The organism is Streptomyces sp. CC53 (assembly GCF_001865245.1).
In the GTDB taxonomy this organism is placed as follows: domain Bacteria; phylum Actinomycetota; class Actinomycetes; order Streptomycetales; family Streptomycetaceae; genus Streptomyces.
In genome coordinates this window covers 1-18428 of record NZ_MKXB01000015.1, presented here as the reverse complement: position 1 = coordinate 18428, position 18428 = coordinate 1, and the positions used below count along the sequence as shown (strand labels likewise).

General features: G+C 75.4%; 20 protein-coding genes and 1 pseudogene. 15 read left to right on the top strand and 6 right to left on the bottom strand.

The features are described 5' to 3' along the window. The 6 genes from BJP40_RS01360 to BJP40_RS01335 form a co-directional block, all read left to right on the top strand. Positions 1–951, top strand: a 951-nt coding sequence (locus tag BJP40_RS01360) for a ScpA family protein (RefSeq protein WP_071277844.1), incomplete at its 5' end; no start/stop codon positions are given. After that, positions 948–1565 carry an SMC-Scp complex subunit ScpB gene (gene scpB, locus BJP40_RS01355; protein ID WP_079170835.1) on the top strand — a complete coding sequence of 206 codons (618 nt, stop codon included), beginning with the start codon at positions 948–950 and terminating at the stop codon, positions 1563–1565. The genes BJP40_RS01360 and scpB, both read left to right, overlap by 4 nt. Next, entirely contained in the window at positions 1565–2641 is a 1077-nt protein-coding gene (locus BJP40_RS01350) for a pseudouridine synthase (protein ID WP_071277842.1), read from the top strand. Before scpB ends, BJP40_RS01350 begins: the two co-directional genes overlap by 1 nt. Before the next feature lie 242 nt (positions 2642–2883). After that, complete coding sequence (locus BJP40_RS01345) at positions 2884–3618, top strand: NUDIX domain-containing protein (protein ID WP_071277840.1); 735 nt, start codon at positions 2884–2886, stop codon at positions 3616–3618. Then, positions 3615–4640: an ADP-ribosylglycohydrolase family protein gene (locus tag BJP40_RS01340; RefSeq protein WP_071277838.1), complete on the top strand. Its 1026-nt coding sequence runs from the start codon at positions 3615–3617 to the stop codon at positions 4638–4640. Before BJP40_RS01345 ends, BJP40_RS01340 begins: the two co-directional genes overlap by 4 nt. A 4-nt stretch (positions 4641–4644) precedes the next feature. Next, positions 4645–5415, top strand: coding sequence for a DNA polymerase beta superfamily protein (locus BJP40_RS01335; protein ID WP_371258581.1), 771 nt, complete (start codon positions 4645–4647; stop codon positions 5413–5415). On the opposite strand, the gene BJP40_RS01330 is transcribed toward BJP40_RS01335, so the two are convergent. The 3 genes from BJP40_RS01330 to BJP40_RS01320 all read right to left on the bottom strand — a co-directional run bounded on the left by BJP40_RS01330 (position 5335) and on the right by BJP40_RS01320 (position 6981). Then, entirely contained in the window at positions 5335–6099 is a 765-nt protein-coding gene (locus BJP40_RS01330; protein ID WP_071277834.1) for a DNA polymerase beta superfamily protein, read from the bottom strand. The genes BJP40_RS01335 and BJP40_RS01330 overlap by 81 nt on opposite strands. 33 nt (positions 6100–6132) lie before the next feature. After that, a complete protein-coding gene (locus BJP40_RS01325) occupies positions 6133–6555 on the bottom strand; it encodes a Rieske (2Fe-2S) protein (RefSeq protein WP_071277832.1) in 423 nt (140 codons plus the stop codon). A 108-nt stretch (positions 6556–6663) separates the two neighbouring features. Further along, positions 6664–6981, bottom strand: coding sequence for a DUF952 domain-containing protein (locus tag BJP40_RS01320; RefSeq protein ID WP_071277830.1), 318 nt, complete (start codon positions 6979–6981; stop codon positions 6664–6666). Positions 6982–7047: 66 nt separating this feature from the next. Here BJP40_RS01320 and aroH point away from each other — a divergent pair, with 66 nt between their 5' ends. The 5 genes from aroH to der all read left to right on the top strand — a co-directional run bounded on the left by aroH (position 7048) and on the right by der (position 11506). Beyond that, the gene (gene aroH, locus BJP40_RS01315; protein ID WP_071277828.1) at positions 7048–7410 is read left to right on the top strand and encodes a chorismate mutase; all 363 of its coding nucleotides are present in this window, start codon (positions 7048–7050) and stop codon (positions 7408–7410) included. Beyond that, a complete protein-coding gene (locus tag BJP40_RS01310; RefSeq protein ID WP_071273979.1) occupies positions 7407–8492 on the top strand; it encodes a prephenate dehydrogenase in 1086 nt (361 codons plus the stop codon). The genes aroH and BJP40_RS01310 overlap by 4 nt, the downstream gene beginning before the upstream one ends. 163 nt (positions 8493–8655) lie before the next feature. Beyond that, positions 8656–9342 (top strand): (d)CMP kinase, encoded by a 687-nt coding sequence (gene cmk / locus BJP40_RS01305; RefSeq protein WP_071277826.1) that lies wholly within the window; start codon positions 8656–8658, stop codon positions 9340–9342. Further along, a complete protein-coding gene (locus BJP40_RS01300) occupies positions 9297–9983 on the top strand; it encodes a lysophospholipid acyltransferase family protein (protein ID WP_371258580.1) in 687 nt (228 codons plus the stop codon). The genes cmk and BJP40_RS01300 overlap by 46 nt, the downstream gene beginning before the upstream one ends. A 74-nt stretch (positions 9984–10057) precedes the next feature. After that, positions 10058–11506, top strand: a complete 1449-nt coding sequence (der, locus tag BJP40_RS01295) for a ribosome biogenesis GTPase Der (RefSeq protein ID WP_071277824.1) — start codon at positions 10058–10060, stop codon at positions 11504–11506. A gap of 61 nt (positions 11507–11567) precedes the next feature. Here the strand turns inward: der and BJP40_RS01290 are convergent, their stop codons facing one another. Together BJP40_RS01290 and BJP40_RS01285 are read right to left on the bottom strand one after the other, a co-directional pair. Continuing rightward, a complete protein-coding gene (locus tag BJP40_RS01290; RefSeq protein WP_071274012.1) occupies positions 11568–11843 on the bottom strand; it encodes a hypothetical protein in 276 nt (91 codons plus the stop codon). A 236-nt stretch (positions 11844–12079) separates the two neighbouring features. Then, positions 12080–12889 (bottom strand): hypothetical protein, encoded by an 810-nt coding sequence (locus tag BJP40_RS01285; protein ID WP_071274015.1) that lies wholly within the window; start codon positions 12887–12889, stop codon positions 12080–12082. 201 nt (positions 12890–13090) lie between these two features. On the opposite strand from BJP40_RS01285, the pseudogene BJP40_RS36155 reads away from it, so the two are divergent. From BJP40_RS36155 to BJP40_RS01270, 3 genes and pseudogenes are all read left to right on the top strand, one after another. Beyond that, positions 13091–13714, top strand: a pseudogene (locus tag BJP40_RS36155) (transglycosylase family protein); the annotation flags it as partial. A gap of 383 nt (positions 13715–14097) precedes the next feature. Next, positions 14098–14895 carry an FHA domain-containing protein gene (locus BJP40_RS01275; RefSeq protein ID WP_177204275.1) on the top strand — a complete coding sequence of 266 codons (798 nt, stop codon included), beginning with the start codon at positions 14098–14100 and terminating at the stop codon, positions 14893–14895. Beyond that, positions 14892–16358 carry a serine/threonine-protein kinase gene (locus BJP40_RS01270; protein WP_071277820.1) on the top strand — a complete coding sequence of 489 codons (1467 nt, stop codon included), beginning with the start codon at positions 14892–14894 and terminating at the stop codon, positions 16356–16358. The genes BJP40_RS01275 and BJP40_RS01270 overlap by 4 nt, the downstream gene beginning before the upstream one ends. A 17-nt stretch (positions 16359–16375) precedes the next feature. Here the strand turns inward: BJP40_RS01270 and BJP40_RS01265 are convergent, their stop codons facing one another. Next, positions 16376–17281: a M23 family metallopeptidase gene (locus tag BJP40_RS01265; RefSeq protein ID WP_071277846.1), complete on the bottom strand. Its 906-nt coding sequence runs from the start codon at positions 17279–17281 to the stop codon at positions 16376–16378. Positions 17282–17564: 283 nt separating this feature from the next. Between BJP40_RS01265 and BJP40_RS36150 the strand changes: the two genes are divergently transcribed. Continuing rightward, the gene (locus tag BJP40_RS36150; RefSeq protein ID WP_071277817.1) at positions 17565–18374 is read left to right on the top strand and encodes a M23 family metallopeptidase; all 810 of its coding nucleotides are present in this window, start codon (positions 17565–17567) and stop codon (positions 18372–18374) included. The last annotated feature ends 54 nt before the right edge of the window (positions 18375–18428 follow it).

Sequence of the window (18428 nt, the reverse complement as noted above, 5' to 3'; positions counted from 1 at the left end):
GCACCCGGAGAGGGGGCCGCCGAGGGCGCGGACGGCCCGGCTGCCCGACGGGAGCGGGGCGCGCCCCGTGCCGCCGAGCCCGGCACGGCGGGGCCCGGCCGCCGCGGCGAACCCGCCGAGGCGGGCGGCGCGCCGGACGAGGAGCCCGCGAAGGACGCCGGGGACACACGGTTCACCGTGCGGCTGCGGAACTTCGAAGGGCCCTTCGACCTGCTGCTCCAGCTGATCGCCCAGCACAAGATGGACGTCACGGAGGTCGCCCTCTCCCGGGTGACCGACGACTTCATGGCGCACATCCGGTCGATGGGGCCCGACGGGGACCTCGACCAGACCACCGAGTTCCTGGTGGTCGCCGCCACGCTCCTCGACCTCAAGGCGGCCCGCCTGCTGCCCGCCGCCGAGGTGGAGGACGAGGGCGACCTCGCCCTGCTGGAGGCCAGGGACCTGCTGTTCGCCAGGCTCCTCCAGTACCGCGCGTACAAGCAGATCGCCGAGCTGTTCGGGGCGCGCCTCGACGGCGAGGGACGGCGCCACCCGAGGACGGTCGGCCTGGAACCGCACCACGCCGAGCTGCTGCCCGACGTCGTCATCAGCGTCGGCCCCGAGGGCTTCGCCCGCCTCGCCGTCAAGGCGATGCAGCCCAAGCCCCCGCCGCAGGTCTACGTCGAGCACATCCACGCCCCGCTCGTCAGCGTCCGCGAGCAGGCGGGGATCGTGGTGGCGCTGCTGCGCGAGCGCGGCGAGGCCAGCTTCCGGGAGCTGGCCGGGGACGCCGGCGACACCCTCACGATCGTCGCGCGCTTCCTCGCGCTGCTGGAGCTCTACCGGGACCGATCCGTGGCCCTGGAGCAGGCCGACCCGCTCGGCGAGCTCACCGTGCGCTGGACCGGCGGGGACGCCGACGCCGCCGTGACCGACGAGTTCGACCGCCCCGCGGAGGAGAAGCAGTGACCGAGCTGAAGCCGGCCCTGGAGGCCGTCCTCATGGTCGTCGACGAGCCGGCGACCGAGCAGCACCTCGCCAAGGTGCTCCAGCGCACCCCCCGCGAGGTCGCCGAGGCCCTGCGCGAGCTGGCCGACGAGTACGACCGGGAAGGGCGAGGCTTCGAGCTGCGGGCCGTCGCGGGAGGCTGGCGCTACTACACCCGGCCCGCCTACGCCTCCGCCGTCGAGAGCTTCGTCCTCGACGGGCAGCAGGCACGGCTCACCCAGGCCGCCCTGGAGACCCTCGCCGTCGTCGCGTACCGCCAGCCGGTCAGCCGCTCCCGCGTCTCCGCCGTGCGGGGAGTGAACTGCGACGGAGTCATGCGCACCCTCCTCCAGCGCGGTCTGGTGGAGGAGGCGGGCGCGGAACCCGGAACAGGTGCGATCCTGTACAGGACGACGAACTACTTCCTGGAGCGGATGGGCCTGCGCGGCCTGGACGAGCTCCCCGAGCTCGCGCCCTTCCTCCCGGAGGCGGACGCGGTGGAAGCCGAGAGCCTGGAAGCCGTTCCGTCGTTCGATCCGGACGCACCTGAGCCGGACTCCGAGGACGCAGACGTAGACGACAAGACGGAACTTTGATGCGAAGCAGCGGCAGGAACAGCAGCGGGCGCGGTAACCAGGGCGCCGGCGGGGGCACCTCCCGGCCGAGGTCCGGGGGAAAGCGCGACGACAAGCAGCAGCGCGCGGGCCGCCCCCGCCCGGAGGAGCGCCGCTACGACGTGGGCGGTTCCGGCGAGGGCCAGGGCGGCGCCCGCAAGGGGCGCGGCGCGGCGGCCCGCGGTGGCGCCAAGGGCGGCCCGAAGAAGCCCCAGGAGCCGCAGCGGGGCCGCGGCGGGCGCACCGCCCCGGCGCGGCCGCGCGAGTACGACGCCCGGGTGGAGGAGCGCAACCGCGAGCGCTACGCGAACCGGCCGCAGAAGCCGGCCCAGGACCAGGACGGCGAGCGGCTGCAGAAGGTCCTGGCCCGTGCGGGCTATGGCTCCCGCAGGGCCTGCGAGGAGCTCATCGACGAGGCGCGTGTCGAGGTCAACGGCTCGATCGTGGTCGAGCAGGGCCTGCGGGTCGACCCGGGCAAGGACGAGATCAAGGTCGACGGGCTGACCGTCGCCACGCAGTCCCACCAGTTCTTCGCCCTCAACAAGCCGGCCGGCGTCGTGTCCACGATGGAGGACCCCGACGGCCGCCAGTGCCTCGGCGACTACGTCACCAACCGGGAGACCCGCCTGTTCCACGTGGGCCGGCTGGACACCGAGACCGAGGGCATCATCCTGCTCACCAACCACGGGGAGCTGTCCCACCGCCTCACGCACCCCCGGTACGGCGTGCGCAAGACCTACCTGGCCGCGATCCAGGGCCCCATCCCGCGGGACCTCGGCAAGCGGCTGAAGGACGGCGTCCAGCTGGAGGACGGCTACGCCCGCGCCGACAGCTTCCGGGTCGTCGAGCAGACCGGCAAGAACTACCTCGTCGAGATCTCCCTGCACGAGGGCCGCAAGCACATCGTGCGCCGGATGCTCGCCGAGGCGGGCTTCCCCGTCGACAAGCTCGTGCGGACCGCGTTCGGCCCGATCGCCCTCGGCGACCAGAAGTCGGGCTGGCTGCGGCGCCTGACGAACACCGAGGTCGGCATGCTGATGAAGGAAGTCGACCTGTAGGCCGCCCGGCCGCCGGCGACGCCCGGCGGGGGCCCGGTACATCCGCGAAGCCCGCAGCCCTCCCGGCTGCGGGCTTCGCGCGTTCCCGAACCCGCTTGCGGGACACGACCGACCCTCTTTATAGTCAAGGTGACTCTTAAAGAGTCGCGGGGGTCGCGGAACCCGCGGGCCTGGACCGACGGGGGTGGGCCAGGCCCGCGGGCGCGCTCCCCCGCCCGCCACCCGCATCTCGGAGCAGCCGGATGAACGCCCAGGCACCCGACGGATACGACCCGCGCGCCTTCGAGCCGTTCGCGGTCACCGTCGACCTCGCCGTGTTCACCCTCCGCGCCGACCGGCTGCAGGTGCTGCTCGTGCGGCGCGGCGAGGCGCCCTACCAGGGCTGCTGGGCGCTGCCCGGCGGCTTCGTGCTGCCCCGCGAGTCCGCCGACCAGGCGGCCCGCCGCGAACTGGCCGAGGAGACCGGCCTGTCCGACGCCACCGCGGCCCGCCTCCACCTGGAGCAGCTGCGCACCTACAGCGAACCGGACCGCGACCCGCGCATGCGCGTCGTCTCCGTCGCGTACACCGCGCTCGGACCCGGCCTGCCCGAGCCGCGCGGCGGCGGTGACGCCGCCGACGCCGCCTGGATGCCGTACGGCACCCACGGGCCGCTGGCCTTCGACCACGACGCGATCCTCGCCGACGCCCGCGACCGCGTCGGCGCGAAACTCGAGTACACCTGCCTCGCCACCGCCTTCTGCCCGCCCGAGTTCACCCTCGGCGAGCTGCGCCGCGTGTACGAGACCGTCTGGGGCGTGGAGCTCGACCGCCCCAACTTCCGGCGCAAGGTCCTCGCCACACCCGGCTTCGTCCGGCCCGTGGAAGGACCGCCGCGCCTCACCGGCGGCCGGGGCAAACCGGCCGCCCTCTACCGGGCGGGGGACGCGACCGCCCTCCACCCGCCCCTGCTGCGACCGGAAGGACGACACGCATGACCACCGCCAGGACCGCCGCCGAACAGGCCGCCACCGGCTCCCTCCTCGGACTCGCGCTCGGCGACGCGCTGGGCCTGCCGACCGAGTTCATCGACGTTCCCAGGATCACCAGCTGGTACGGCCCCTGGCGCGCGATGCAGCTGCCCGAGCGTGCCCGGGTCACCGACGACACCCAGATGACCCTCGCCCTCGGCCGCGCCCTCCGCACCTCCCTGGGCGGCGGCCCCCTCACCCCCGAGCGGCTGGCCGGCCCCGCGCGCGAGGAGTTCGTGCGCTGGGCCCGCTCGCCCGAGAACAACCGCGCCCCGGGCCGCACCTGCCTCACCGCCTGCGCGCTGCTCGCGGACGACGCCCGCCCCTGGCAGGACGCCTCCCAGACCGGCTCCAAGGGCTGCGGGGCCAACATGCGCGTGGCGCCCGTCGGCCTCGTCCCCGGCCTGTCCGGGGAGCAGCGGGCGGGCGCAGCCCAGCTGCAGGCCGCCCTCACCCACGGCCACCCCACCGCCCTCGCCGCCTCCGACCTGACCGCCCACGCCGTCCACCTGCTGGCCCGGGGCACCGAGCCGCTCGGACTCGTCGGACAGCTCCGCTCGTACGCGTACGACAACCGCTCCCACTACCACGAGACCTGGCTCGGCGACCTGTGGACCCGGTCCCACGACCCGTCGCCGCTGCACTTCGCCCGGCGCGGCTGGGACGAGTGCCTCGCGATGCTGGAGCGCCTGGAGGCCGCCCTGCGCACCGCAGACCCGGAGACCGACCCCTGCCTGCACACCGGTGAGGGCTGGATCGCCGAGGAGGCCCTCGCCGCGGGCCTGCTGTGCTTCCTGCTCTTCCCCGGGGAACCGGTCACCGCGCTGCGCCGGGCCGCCTGCAGCAGCGGTGACTCCGACTCGATCGCCTGCCTCGCGGGCGCGTTCGCCGGCGCCCACCTGGGCGCGGACGCCTGGCCCCGCGAGTGGGCGGACCGCGTCGAGTACCACGGCGAACTGCTGGCCCTCGGCGCCCTCTGGGATGCTTGATCACGTGACCACGTCCATAGAAGCCCTCGACCTGACCTCCGTCGTCGCCGGGCAGCCCGACCCCGTCCTGTTCGCCACCGTCTCCGGCGCCCACCTGTACGGCTTCCCGTCCCGCGACTCGGACGTGGACCTGCGCGGCGTCCACCTGCTGCCGCTGGACGCCCTGGTCGGGCTGCGGGAGCCCGAGGAGACACGCAGCCGCATGTGGACTCGGGACGGCGTCGAGATGGACCTCGTCACCCACGACCTGCGGAAGTTCGTCCGGCTGATGCTGCGCCGCAACGGCTACGTGCTGGAGCAGCTGCTGTCGCCGCTGGTGGCCCACACCACGGACGTGCACGCCGAACTCGCCGCCCTCGCCCCGCGGGTCGTCACCCGCCACCACGCCCACCACTACCGCGGCTTCGCCCGCACCCAGTGGCGGCTCTTCGAGGCGAAGGGCGAGCTGAAGCCGCTGCTGTACACGTTCCGGGTGCTGCTCACCGGCATCCACCTGATGCGGACCGGTGAGGTCCTCGCCCACCTGCCGAGCCTGCTCGACGCGGTGGAGGAGGCGCCCGGCCACCTGCCCGGGCTCATCGCCGCCAAGGCGGACGCCGAGCACGGACCGCTCACCGGCGTGACTCCGGAGCGGGCCGCCGCCGACGTGGCGGCGCTGCACGCCGTGCTCGACGCGGCGCAGGACGCCTCCGCGCTACCCGACGCCCCGACGGGGGCCCACGACGCCCTGCACGACCTCGTCGTACGGGCCCGGCTGTCCGGCCTCCAGGGCTGACCGCAGCCGCGCACGGAACAGGAAGTCCTCCACCCGGGCACGGTCCGGCTCCGCGGGCAGCGGCGAACCCGGCAGCGCCGCCTCCGCCTCCTCCGCGAGCCGGGCCATCCGGGACTCCACCTCGGGCCAGCCGACCTCGCCCCGCTTCACCGCGAGCAGCGCCTCACGCGCGTCGCCCACGTCGACGACCAGTGCGCCGGTGCGCAGCAGGTCCCGGCAGCTCGCCAGGAGCCGCAGCAGGTGCATGGCGTGCTTCCAGCGCGGGGCGCCGTGCTGCCGCACGTCCGCGTCGAGCTTGCGGCGCTGCGCGTACGCGTACCGGGCGAAGGTCGTGTGGGTCTGCCGGGACAGGAACGCGCCGCGCAGGGCGAGCAGTTCGCGACCGGTGCCGTCGGCGTACTCGACGAGCGGGGAGTGCAGGACCTCCAGGATGTTCGGGTTGGCCCGCAGCGCGAGCTCGCAGAAGCGCTCCAGCTCCCAGCTGAACTGCTCGGGGGCCGGCCCCTCGACGTGCGCGGGCGGCTTGGCGAACCGCCACTGGAGCGGCGTGGGGGCCAGGAACACCCCGCGGCGGTCGGTGTCGCTGTCCTCCGTGGCCAGCCCGAAGGCCCGCGACCCCATGACACAGGAGTAGACCGTGTGGTCGCGGACCAGGGCTTCCGGTGTGATCGCGTCCCAGGTCATGGGGCGAGCCTATGCGGTGGCAGGGGGCGCCGGTCAGGCGAGCCGGATCGTGCCGTCCGAGACGGTGATCTCCCGCGGCGGCAGCGGGCGGTCGGCGGGGCCCGACGCGACCGAGGCGTCGGTGACCCGGAACCGGCTGCCGTGGCAGGGGCAGTTGATCAGCCCGTTGGTCACCGAGCCGACCGTGCAGCCCTGGTGGGTGCAGACCGCGGAGAAGGCCTTGAACTCGCCGGCGACCGGCTGGGTCACGACCACCTTCTCGTCGGCGAAGATCTTCCCGCCGCCCACCGGGATGTCGGAGGTCGCCGCCAGTTCCGCGCCGGACGACGAGCCGTCGCCGCCGCACCCCGACACCAGAGCGGCGGTCGCGGGGGCCGTGACGGCGCAGACGAGGACGGTACGGCGCCGGGGCGCGGGCCGGGCGGCGGGGTCCGGTACGGGAGCAGAAGCGCACATGGCCCCCATCCTGGTGCGTCGCCGCCACCGCGAGGAAGCAGCCATGCCGGGAGTGGCCCCGTCTTCACCGTCCCGCCTGCCGGCCGGCCCCCGGCACGCACGCCCACCTCACGGGTCGAGCCCCAGCACCTCCCCGGCAGGGCCCCGGCGCACCCGCCGCACCCCGGTGACGGCGGACCGCTCGACGGGCCCGTGGACGTGCGGGTACGGACCGGCCCACCGCACCGGCGCCGACAGCCGGGCCTCGTCGACGGAGAGCACCAGCAGTTCGCCGGGCACGTGCCGGTAGCGGGCGTCCGCCACCGCGAGGGCGGCCGCCTCGTCGGCCGAGCAGTGCACGAAGCCCTCGGCGGCGAGCGACGGCGGCCGGTAGGGGCTCGCGGGGTCCGCGGCCCAGTCCGCCAGGGGTACGAGGTGGAAGAGCATCCCCGTAGTGTCGCCGACTAGGCTGAACGCGACGGGACAACGGGCGGCGGAGGCAAGGAGCGGGGCGTGGCGGTACGAGCGGTCCGAGGGGCCGTACAGCTGGAGCGGGACGAGGCCGAGCACATGCACGAGCAGGTGGGTGCCCTGCTCACCGCGCTGCTGGAACGCAACGGGCTCACCGCCGACGACCTGATCAGCGTCTGGTTCACCGCGACGCCCGACCTGCGCAGCGACTTCCCCGCCGTCGCCGCCCGCCGCCTCGGCCTCGTGGACGTGCCGCTGCTGTGCGCCGCCGAACTGGACGTCGCCGGCGCGATGCCCCGCGTCGTCCGCGTCCTGGCGCACGTCGAGACCGATCTGCCCAAGACCGCGGTCGCGCACGTCTACCTCGGCGCCGCGGCCGCCCTGCGCAAGGACATCGCCCAGTGAGAACAGCCGTCGTCATCGGAACCGGGCTGATCGGCACATCCGTCGCCCTCGCCCTCACCGAGCGCGGCGTCGCCGTGCACCTGGTCGACCACGACCCGGCGCTGGCCAGGACCGCGGCGGCGCGCGGCGCCGGCACCGACAGCCCGCCGGAGGGCCGCGTCGACCTCGCCGTGGTCGCCGTGCCGCCCGCGCACGTGGCGTCCGCGCTCGCCGCAGCCATGCGCGCCGGCACCGCCCGCGGGTACCTGGACGTGGCCAGCGTGAAGGGCGGCCCCCAGCGGGAGCTGGCGGCGACGGGCCTCGACCTGTCCGCGTACATCGGCTCGCACCCGATGGCGGGCAAGGAGCAGTCCGGGCCGATGGCCGGGAGCGGTGACCTCTTCGAGGGCCGGCCGTGGGTGCTCACGCCCACCCGCGACACGGACACCGAGGTCCTGAACCTGGCGCTGGAACTGGTCGCCCTGTGCCGGGCCGTGCCCGTCGTCATGGACGCCGACGCCCACGACCGGGCGGTGGCGCTCGTGTCCCACACCCCGCAGCTGGTGTCGTCGATGGTCGCCGCGCGGCTGGAGGACGCCGAGGAGACCGCCGTGCGGCTCTGCGGGCAGGGCATCCGCGACGTGACCCGCATCGCCGCGTCCGACCCGCGGATGTGGGTGGACATCCTGTCCGCGAACCCGGGACCGGTCGCGGACGTGCTGTCCGCGCTCGCCGCCGACCTGGACGAGACCGTACGGGCGCTGCGCGCCCTGGAAGCGGCGGACGACGACAAGCGCCGCGAGGGGGTGACCGGCGTCGAGGACGTCCTGCGCCGGGGCAACAGCGGCCGCGCGCGCGTGCCCGGCAAGCACGGCACGGCTCCCGCGGCGTACGAGACGGTCGCCGTGCTCATCAGCGACCAGCCCGGCGAGCTGGCCCGGATCTTCGCGGACGCCGGGCGGGCGGGCGTCAACATCGAGGACGTGCGCATCGAGCACGCCACGGGCCAGCAGGCGGGCGTGGTGCAGCTCATGGTCGCCCCGTCGGCGGCGCCCGCACTGTCCGCGGCCCTGCGGGAACGGGGCTGGGCCCTGCGCCAGTAGGACGCGGCCCCACCGGCTGTGGGCGCGGTGCGCCCCGACGGCAGCCGCGCAGGGCCCGGCGGGCCGGGCCGGCGGCCCGTGGCGGAAGGGGGGTGCGGGCACTCGGTAACCTTGTGGCGGGTGCCCGGCAACCGGCCGACCCGTCTCCCGCTTCACCAGGAAGGTGTCCGACACCGTGGAATCCGTGATCGTCGCCATCGATGGCCCCTCCGGCACGGGCAAGTCGAGCACCTCCAAGGCCGTGGCCGCCAAGCTGGGCCTCAGCTACCTGGACACCGGCGCGCAGTACCGCGCGATCACCTGGTGGATGATCAGCAACGGGATCGACACCGACGACCCGGCCGCCGTCGCGGACGCCGCGGGCAAGCCCGCCATCGTGTCCGGCACCGACCCGTCCCACCCGGCCATCACCGTCGACGGCGTGGACGCCTCCGGCCCGATCCGCACGCCGGAGGTCACGGCCAAGGTCAGCGCGGTCAGCGCGGTCCCGGAGATCCGCACCCGGATCACCGAGCTGCAGCGCTCCATCGCCGCCGCCGCCCCCCAGGGCATCGTCGTCGAAGGCCGGGACATCGGCACCACCGTCCTCCCCGACGCCGACCTCAAGATCTTCCTGACCGCCTCCCCGGAAGCCCGCGCCGCCCGCCGCGCCGGGGAGCTGAAGGGCGCCGACGTCTCCGCCACCAGGGAAGCCCTCATCAAGCGGGACGCCGCCGACTCCACCCGCAAGACCTCCCCGCTGGCCAAGGCGGACGACGCCGTCGAGGTCGACACCACGGAGCTGACCCTCCAGCAGGTCGTCGAGTGCGTCGTCACCCTCGTGGAGGAGAAGAGGACGGCCGCCCGGTGACGCCGCCGTCCGCGAAGGGGGCCGCCACCGGGCGGCGCATCGGCATCGGCCTGATGTACGGCCTGTGGAACCCGCGCGTCCTGGGCGCCTGGCGCGTCCCGGCCGCCGGCCCCGTCATCTTCGCCGTCAACCACGCCCACAACCTCGACGGCCCCATGCTCATGGGTACCGCCCCGCGCCCCGTGCACTTCCTGATCAAGCAGGAGGCGTTCGTGGGGCCGCTCGGCCGGTTCCTGGACGGCATCGGCCAGATCAAGGTGGACCGCTCCACGGCCGACCGCACCGCGATCACCCGCGCCCTCGACGTCCTGGCGGCGGGGGGCGTCCTCGGGATCTTCCCCGAGGGCACCCGGGGTGAGGGCGACTTCGCCTCGCTCCGCGCGGGCCTGGCCTACTTCGCCGTGCGGTCCGGCGCGCCGATCGTCCCCGTGGCCGTGCTGGGCAGCAGCGAACGGCAGGGGCGGCTGGTCAAGGCGCTGCCGCCGCTGCGCGGCCGGGTCGACGTGGTCTTCGGCGACGCCTTCCAGGCCGCCGACGGCAGCGGCCGGCGCACCCGCAAGGCACTCGACGAGGCCACCGTACGGATCCAGGGGCGGCTCGCCGCCCATCTGGAAAACGCCAGGCGCCTCACCGGGCGCTGAGCGACACTCACAGTAGTGGGCCCGTCCGCACGGGCGGCCCACCGACCACCACGAACGCACGAGGAACGGACTTCATGAACGACCAGCACGACCACGGGGCACTTGGCGACGCCGAGTACGCGGAGTTCATGGAGCTCGCCGCCGAAGAGGGCTTCGACGTCGAGGACGTCGAAGGCGCGATCGAGGAGGCCGGCCACGGCCCGCTGCCCGTCCTCGCCGTCGTCGGCCGCCCGAACGTCGGCAAGTCGACCCTGGTGAACCGCATCATCGGCCGCCGCGAGGCCGTGGTGGAGGACCGTCCCGGCGTCACCCGCGACCGCGTCACGTACGAGGCCGAGTGGGCCGGGCGCCGGTTCAAGGTCGTCGACACCGGCGGCTGGGAGCAGGACGTCCTGGGCATCGACGCCTCCGTCGCCGCCCAGGCCGAGTACGCCATCGAGGCCGCCGACGCGGTCGTCTTCGTCGTCGACGCGACCGTCGGCGCCACCGACACCGACGAGGCGGTCGTCAAGCTGCTCCGCCGTGCGGGGAAGCCCGTCGTCCTCGCCGCCAACAAGGTGGACGGCCCGTCGGCCGAGGCCGACGCCGCCATGCTGTGGTCGCTGGGCCTCGGCGAGCCGTTCCCCGTCTCCGCCCTCCACGGCCGCGGCACCGGGGACCTGCTGGACGAGGTGCTGAAGGCCCTGCCGGAGGCCCCCGCCCAGACCTTCGGCTCGGCGCCGGGCGGCCCGCGCCGCATCGCGCTGATCGGCCGGCCCAACGTCGGCAAGTCGTCGCTGCTGAACAAGCTCGCCGGCGAGGACCGCGTCGTCGTCAACGAGCTCGCCGGCACCACCCGCGACCCGGTCGACGAGCTCATCGAACTCGGCGGCACCACCTGGAAGTTCGTCGACACGGCCGGCATCCGCAAGCGGGTCCACCTCCAGGAGGGCGCCGACTACTACGCCTCGCTGCGCACGGCCGCCGCGGTCGAGAAGGCCGAGGTCGCCGTCGTCCTCATCGACACGTCCGAGTCGATCAGCGTCCAGGACCAGCGCATCATCACCATGGCCGTCGAGGCCGGGCGCGCCCTGGTCATCGCGTACAACAAGTGGGACAACCTCGACGAGGAGCGCCGCTACTACCTGGAGCGCGAGATCGAGACCGAGATGCAGCAGGTCGCGTGGGCGCCCCGGGTGAACGTCTCCGCCCGCACCGGCCGCCACATGGACAAGCTCGTCCCGGCGATCGAGACGGCCCTCGCGGGCTGGGAGACCCGAGTCCCCACCGGGCGCCTGAACGCCTTCCTCGGCGAGCTGGTCTCCGCCCACCCGCACCCGATCCGCGGCGGCAAGCAGCCGCGCATCCTCTTCGGCACCCAGGCCGGCACCAAGCCGCCCCGGTTCGTGCTGTTCTCGTCCGGCTTCCTGGAGCACGGCTACCGCCGGTTCGTGGAGCGGCGACTGCGCGAGGAGTTCGGCTTCGAAGGCACCCCGATCCACATCTCGGTGCGTGTCCGCGAGAAGCGCGGCAAGAAGAAGTAGGGGCCCGCGGCCCCACGGCGGAGGGGCCGGGTGAGGACGTCCTCACCCGGCCCCTCCGCCGTCACACCTCTCTGCGCGGAGCCGGCGGCAGCGCCGCGTAGCCCCCGTACGGGGCGGGTGGCCCCTGCCCGTACGGGGGGAGCCCCGAGGCGCCGCCGTGGCGCGGCGCCGACGCGGCGAAGCCCCGGAAGCGCAGGTCCTCCTCGTCGCTGCGGTCACCCGGCAGCGCCCGGAAGGACCGGCGGTACTCCGAGTACAGCGCGTCGTAGATCGGCGTCGCCGAGAACCCGGGGGAGCCGCTCGGGGCGCCGGGTCCCTGCTGCGCCGCCGGGCGCATGGCCGGAACGTGCTGGTACGGCTGGCGGGACGACTCGTAAGAGTGCTGCACGTAGGTGCCAACGACCCCGGTCCCCGTCGGATGCGGCTCGTAGGGGGTTCCGTACGGTGGTCCGGACGGGGACCCGTGGGGGGATCCGTACACGGATCCGTACGCCCCGGGCGGGTTCCCGTACGGCGCGTACGGGAACCCGCCCGGGGCGACGGCGGGCCGTATGGCGGGGCGCAGCCCGTCCATCAGGAGGTTCCGGCCAACGGCATGGCCGCGGCGACCAGCCGACCGTTGGCGGCGGCCTTCTCCAGCGCGTCGCGCAGCAGGTCCTCCCGCGGCTGCTGGCCGATGGACCCGACGGGGGCGGCGAACACCAGGACCGTGTGCGACTTGTTGGCCGCGGCTCGCCAGCCCTCGGTGACCTGGAGCGGCTGGTGTGCCTGCCACCACGCCACCGGGCTCCCCCCGGCGCTGCCGGGCTGGAGGATCGCGTGGAGCTGCCCCATCGCCAGCAGCACCGACCAGCCGGCGAGCCCGGCCGGCTTCTGGTTCACGTCGGACACCGGCACGAAGCCCTGCTCGATGAGGAGCGGCAGGAACTCGTCACCCGTGCCCGCCGAGCCCGGGCGGGCGATCGGGGCGGTCGGCTCCACGACGAGCGCCGGGTGCAGCTCGCCGTCGAGGAGCACCAGGCCGCTGGTCACCCCGAGCACCGCCTGCTCCGCGCCGTCGGGGAACTGCGCGGGCGCGGGGGCACCGGCGGGCGCCGGTGGCTGCGCGTCGCCGGTGATGGACCGGACCGCCCCCTGCAACTGCTCCTCGGAGACCCGGACGACCTGGGAGGGGATGCAGGTGGCGTGGGCGAAGGCGAGGACGGCGGTCTCCTCGCCGACGAACAGCACGGTGCTGGTGCGTTCCTGCTCGGAGTCGCCCGGGGTGCGGCAGGAAGTGCAGTCGTAGCTGCCCGGGGCGTTCTCGCCGGCGAGCAGCCGGTCGGCTTCTTCGTCGCCGATCTCGGCGCGTACGTCCTCGCTGACGTCGAGCATGCGCGGCACGGGTGGCTCCTCGGACTCGTTGGTGCGTGCGGTGGCGCGCCGGGCCGGTCCCGGCACGCCTCATGCCGGTTCAACGGGCAAGCCGCGGCCGGGGTCACGCGCCGGGGGGAACCGAATGGGGCTGCACCGGTCGGGTGGCGCCGGTGCGGCACGCCGTACGGCCGGGCGGGCGGGGCCCGGCAGGGCGCCTAGCGTGGGCCGATGCCGCCCGTGTCGTCGCCGCTGCCGCTGCTGGGCGCGCTGCTCGCCGTCGCGCTGCTCGCCTGCCCCGCCGCCGCCCCGCCGCGGCCCGACCCCGTGCGGGCCGCCCCTCCACCGGCCCCCGGGCCCGAACGGAACCACGGCCACCCCCACTTCTCCGGCGGCACGGGCACGCACCTGGACTGCCCGGACGACTGGCCCTGGGGCTGCGTCGCCCTCTGCGAGAGCAGCGGCCGCTGGGACGCCGACACCGGCAACGGCTACTTCGGCGGCCTCCAGTTCCGGCAGTCCACCTGGGAGGCGTACGGCGGACTCGACCACGCCCCCCGCGCGCACCTCGCCACGCGCGAGCAGCAGATCGCGGTGGCACAGGAGGTGCTGCGGTGGCAGGGCTGGCGGGCCTGGCCCGAGTGCTCCCGCAGGTACGGGCTGTCGGGCCGCCACCACACCGTCCGGCCGGGCGACACCCTCAGCTCGGTCGCCCGGCGCTTCGGCGTCAAGGGCGGCGCCAGGGCGCTGTACGAGGCGAACCGCGAGGTGGTGGGCGACGACCCGGACCGGCTGCGGCCCGGGCTGCTGCTCCGCCTCCCCGAGCCGGGCGGCGGCCCGACCGCGTCGCCCGGGCCGCCGGAGCCGCTCGACGCGCCGGTGTCCCCTGCGCCGCCGGAGCCCTCGGTGCCGTCGTCGTCCCGGGTGCCCGCGGTGCCTCCGACGCCGTCCGGTGCTCCCCCGGCCCCTTCCACTCCCGGGACCCCTTCGGGGCCGTCGGAGGCCGGCCCGTCCCCGGAGTCCCCGGCCGGCTTCCCGATCGGCGGCGCCCGCTCCTTCGTGCCGTCACACGGCGGCCGCCGGACGGCCGGGGCCCGGAGCGGTCCGCCACCGGTGCGGGTGGTGGCGCGGCCGCGGCAACCACAGGGCGCCGCGCGGACTGATATGAGGTGGAGGGCGTACGACGCGGGCGCCGGGCTGACCACCTTCACGGGCGTCCCGAACGACACGGAGGACACATGAGCGGCGTGGTGATCCACGTACCGTCCGGGGAAGGCGCGGGGCACCCGGACGCGGGGGGCGGGAAGGTGACGCTGCGGCTGGGGCCCGGGCAAGTGGCCCGGTTCGGCCGCGGCGGGTGCGCGGGGGACGGCGACGGGGTCGACCTGCGGTTCGACGACCCGGCCGTGTCACGGCTCGCCGGGGAGATCCGGGCGACCGACGACCACTGGCAGCTCACCAACCACAGCACCACCCACGGCTACCTCGTCGAGAACCCGGAGGGAGCCGGCGAGTACCTGCGGGTGCCGCCGCGGCGCGTGGGAGCACCCATCCCCTTCGAGTTCGCACGGGTGGTGCTGCCCGCCCGCGGACCGGCGGTGGCCTTCCAGGTCTTCGCACCCGACCACGTGTACCTCGACACGGGCGGACCGGGGGGCGGCGGCCCGGGCACGCGGACGCTCACCGCGTACTCGCTGGACGAGACGGCGGCCTACTTCCTCGTGCTCGTCGCCCTGTGCGAACCGCGGCTGCGGGACGAGTCCGCGGTGGCCGTGCCGACCACCCCGCAGATCGTGGAGCGGCTCAGGGACCATCCGGTGCACGGCGGCCTGACCGCCCGCGCGGTCACCGCGCACCTGGACTACCTCGCCGAGGAGAAGCTGCGCGTCCGCCTCCCGGACGCGTCGGCGCGGCGCACCGGGAAGCGGGAGGCCGTGGCGGGCGTGGCGCTGCGCTTCGGACTGGTGCGGGAGGACCACCTGCCGCTGCTCCCCGCCCGCCGCCGGGGGCCCCTCGTGCCGGGTGCGGCCGGATGACGCCGGCAGGCCCGGCGGGGGCGGTCCCGCGCGGCTACCGCGTGGCCGGCTGGCAGGTCACGGAACTGCTCGGCCAGGGCGGCTGGGGCACGGTCTACGCGGCACGGGCCGTCGACCCCGCCGGGGGCCGCGCACCGGCGGACGTGCCGGACGAGGTGGCGCGGGGCGGTCCGGAGCAGCCGCCCGGCGGAGAACCGGACGAGGTCGCGCTGAAGTTCCTGCCGACCGCCGGACTCGCGCCCCGCCAGGCACGGGACCTGGTGGACAGCGCGCGCCGCGAGGCCGCGCTCGGACAGCTGGTCCACCACCCGCGGCTGGTGAGGATGCTGGACTCCGTCGTCGTCCACGACCCGGCGCGCCCCGAACTCGACGGCGCCGTGGTGCTGGTCATGGAGCGGGAGGCGGCCAGCCTCGCCGACGTGCTGCCGCACGAGCGGACGGAGGAGGCGGCGGCACGGCTGCTGGCCGAGGTGTGCGAGGGGCTCGCCCAACTGCACGCGATGGGCTGGGTCCACGGCGACCTGAAACCCGGCAACGTCCTCGTGACCCGGGACGGCTCGGCGCGGCTGTCCGACTTCGGACTGGCGGTGCAGCTGGACGGCACCCACGGCTACACCGCGCCGGTCGGCACGCCCGACTGCCTGCCGCCCGAGCGGTGGCGCGCACCGCTCGCCGAGTGCGGCATCCGGGTGCGGCCGACCGCCGACGTGTGGGCCTTCGGCCTCCTGGTGCACCAGGTGTTCACCGGCGGGGCCTCGCCGTTCCCGGGCGCGACGCCCGGCGCGCGGGCGGCGGCCGTGCAGGAGTACGCCGAAGGCCGGGCCGCCCTGCGGCTCGATCCCGCCGTGCCGCCGTTCTGGCGGGAGTTGGCAGCGGACTGCCTGGCCCCGACGCACGAGGCGCGCCGGGCGCACCCCGCCGACGCCCTGCTGGCCCGCATCCGGGCGGAGGAGGCACGCCGCCCCGGCCCCGCACGGCGCTCCCGGCGGCGGACGCTCGCGGCGGCCGGCGCGGGCGCCTTCGCGGTGTGCGGGGCTCTGGGCGGCTGGCTGGCGTACGGCCAGGACGGGACCGGTGGGCGCGGCGGCGGTCCGGCCGCCGCGCCGTCCGCGGCGCCCGCCTCCGTACGGGTGTACAACGCCGAGGCGTACTGCCGTGACCGGGCCGACCGGGACCGCATGTGCAGCCTCGGCCTGGCCATCGACCCGGCGAAGCCGTACACGCTGGACAACGTCGTGCCGACCCGGGTGTGGCACGGGGACGTGCTGGCCGCGTCCTGCCGGTTCCCCCAGGGGGAACCGATCACGGACGAGGCCGGGGCCCGGTCCGTGGCCTGGTACCGGGTGCGGCTCCCGGCCGGTGCCGGCGGGGGCGACGCGTGGCTGCCCGCCGTGCGGACCAAGGACCGGCCCGCCGTCCCGGACTGCCCGCCGGACACGCGCGCCGCGACCGCCCGGCGCTGAACCGTGCCGGCGGGCCGTCAGCAGAGCGGGATGTCGCGGCCGTCGTTGTCCTTCGCCTCGTCGTCGCCCCACCGCTTGAGGTAGTACGCGGAGACGTAGGCGCGGCCCCTGCCGCCCGGGGCGACCCGGTCGAGGTCGGTCAGCAGCCACCAGTGGTTGTGGTCGGAGCCGGCCCGGACCTCGTCGCCCCACTTCTTGCACAGCACGTAGTGGGTGCCCTTCAGCAGGGTGCCCTGCGGGGCGCACGCGGGGCGGGAGTCGCCGACGCAGTCGGTGGACGCGTAGCCCGTGGCGTCGGCGAAGGTGTCGACCCAGTACTTCGCCGGAGCCGGATTTCCCCCGCCCCCGCAGGCGTTGGTGCTGGTGACACGCGGGAAGGTGCCGTCCGGCGAGAGCCGGTACTCGGTGCCCTGGATGACGGGGTGCACCATCTCGTCCGTCTCGCCGTCGTTGTCGCCGTTGCGGTCGTACAACTGCTCGTAGTGGAGGTGGGCGGCGGTCGTGCCCGTCAACCCGAGGCGCCCCAGGGGCGCGCCGGAGGCGACCCGCTCGCCGAGGCGCACGTCGATGCGGTCCATGTGCAGGTAGACGGTGAACCAGCCGCCGCCGTGGTTGACCTCCAGACCGCCGGGCTCGAAGAACTCGGTGACCGTGCCGGCCGCCGACGCGACCACGGTGGCGCCCAGGGTGGCGCCGCCGACCCGGTACATGTCGAGTTTCTTGTCGTCGGGCGCGTGGCCCCGGTACGTCTGGAGCTGCCAGGTCTGGCCGCAGGGGAACGGCAGCCGGAAGTCCGGCCGCGCCGCCGCCGCGGAAGGGGCCGCGGCGGCGGGGGAGGACGGCAGGAGGAGTCCCGCGAGCGCGGTGAGGAGGGCGAGGACGGCGGTGGCGACGGGCCTGCGGGCGCGGGCGCCGCCGTGCACGGGCGGCAGGGCGCCGGGCCTGGCCGGGGCCTGGACACGGGCCTGGGGTCGGGGTTCCACGTGGGTTCGCTCCCGGATGGTGGGACGGCGGGGGCGGCGGGCCCGGCTGCGCGGGCCCGCCGTACCCGCCATCCCTATCGCGGGCGGCCCGCGGGCGTCCCTCCGTAACGTTACGGATGTCCGGGGCCGTTCCCGCCCCGGTACGTTCCGGACCACCGCCCGACGAGGCGGCGCCGCCGGGGCGACCCGGCGGCGGCATCGACCCACCGGAGAGGGAGCACTCGTGCGTCTTCGTCTGTCCCGCAACGGGCTTCGCGCCGGCCTCACGGCGTCGGCGGCCCTGCTGATGCCGCTCGTCGCCGCGGCGCCCGGCCAGGCCGCCCCGGCCGGCACCGCACAGGCCGGCACCGCGGCGTCCGCGGCCGCCGCGACCGGCGCCTGCCCGGCCGCGGGCACGGTCACCCAGGGCTACAGCGGCAGCCATGACGGCGTGGACATCGCCAACGCCAAGGGCACGCCGATCTACGCGGTGGCCGCGGGCGAGGTCATCAACTCCGGCCCCGCACAGGGGTACGGGCAGTGGATCCGGATCCGCCACGGCGACGGGACGGTCACCGAGTACGGGCACATGTACCACCGGGACGTCACCGTCGGGCAGCGCGTGGCGGCCGGGCAGCGCATCGCGCTCATGGGCTCGGAGGGCGACTCGACCGGCGTGCACCTGCACCTGCGGGTCCGCACGTCGACGTCCACCGCGGTCCGCGGCATCGACCCCGTGCCGTACCTGCGGGACCGGGGCGTCGGCCTGCCCTGCACCCCCGGGGGCGGCGGCGGGGGCGGCGGCACCAGCGTGACGGCCTGGGCCACCGCCAACGTCCGCTCCTGCGCCTCCACGTCCTGCGGCGTCGTCAGCTCGGTCCACGCGAACGAGTCGTACCCGGCGAACTGCTGGGTGAAGGGCCAACTCGTCAACGCCGAGGGCTACTCCAACGACAAGTGGGTGCAGCTCCCGCTGCGGGCCGGCGGAGTCGGTTACGTCAGCGCGATCTTCCTCAAGGGCGACGAGACCGGCGGCGTCAGCCGCCCCTGCTGACGGGACGCACCGTGAACGGCAGGACGAACCGTGCCGGCGCGCGGTGCGCGGCCC

What these genes read in the sequence shown, in the direction of transcription:
- BJP40_RS01275 (WP_177204275.1), top strand. Translation starts at nt 14,098, where the DNA reads ATGAGCGGCGTGGTGATCCACGTACCGTCCGGGGAAGGCGCGGGGCAC.
- BJP40_RS01330 (WP_071277834.1), bottom strand. Translation starts at nt 6,099, where the DNA reads ATGACCTGGGACGCGATCACACCGGAAGCCCTGGTCCGCGACCACACG.
- BJP40_RS01345 (WP_071277840.1), top strand. Translation starts at nt 2,884, where the DNA reads ATGAACGCCCAGGCACCCGACGGATACGACCCGCGCGCCTTCGAGCCG.
- BJP40_RS01270 (WP_071277820.1), top strand. Translation starts at nt 14,892, where the DNA reads ATGACGCCGGCAGGCCCGGCGGGGGCGGTCCCGCGCGGCTACCGCGTG.
- BJP40_RS01325 (WP_071277832.1), bottom strand. Translation starts at nt 6,555, where the DNA reads ATGTGCGCTTCTGCTCCCGTACCGGACCCCGCCGCCCGGCCCGCGCCC.
- BJP40_RS01290 (WP_071274012.1), bottom strand. Translation starts at nt 11,843, where the DNA reads ATGCGCCCGGCGGCGCAGCAGGGACCCGGCGCCCCGAGCGGCTCCCCC.
- BJP40_RS01340 (WP_071277838.1), top strand. Translation starts at nt 3,615, where the DNA reads ATGACCACCGCCAGGACCGCCGCCGAACAGGCCGCCACCGGCTCCCTC.
- BJP40_RS01320 (WP_071277830.1), bottom strand. Translation starts at nt 6,981, where the DNA reads ATGCTCTTCCACCTCGTACCCCTGGCGGACTGGGCCGCGGACCCCGCG.
- BJP40_RS01350 (WP_071277842.1), top strand. Translation starts at nt 1,565, where the DNA reads ATGCGAAGCAGCGGCAGGAACAGCAGCGGGCGCGGTAACCAGGGCGCC.
- der (WP_071277824.1), top strand. Translation starts at nt 10,058, where the DNA reads ATGAACGACCAGCACGACCACGGGGCACTTGGCGACGCCGAGTACGCG.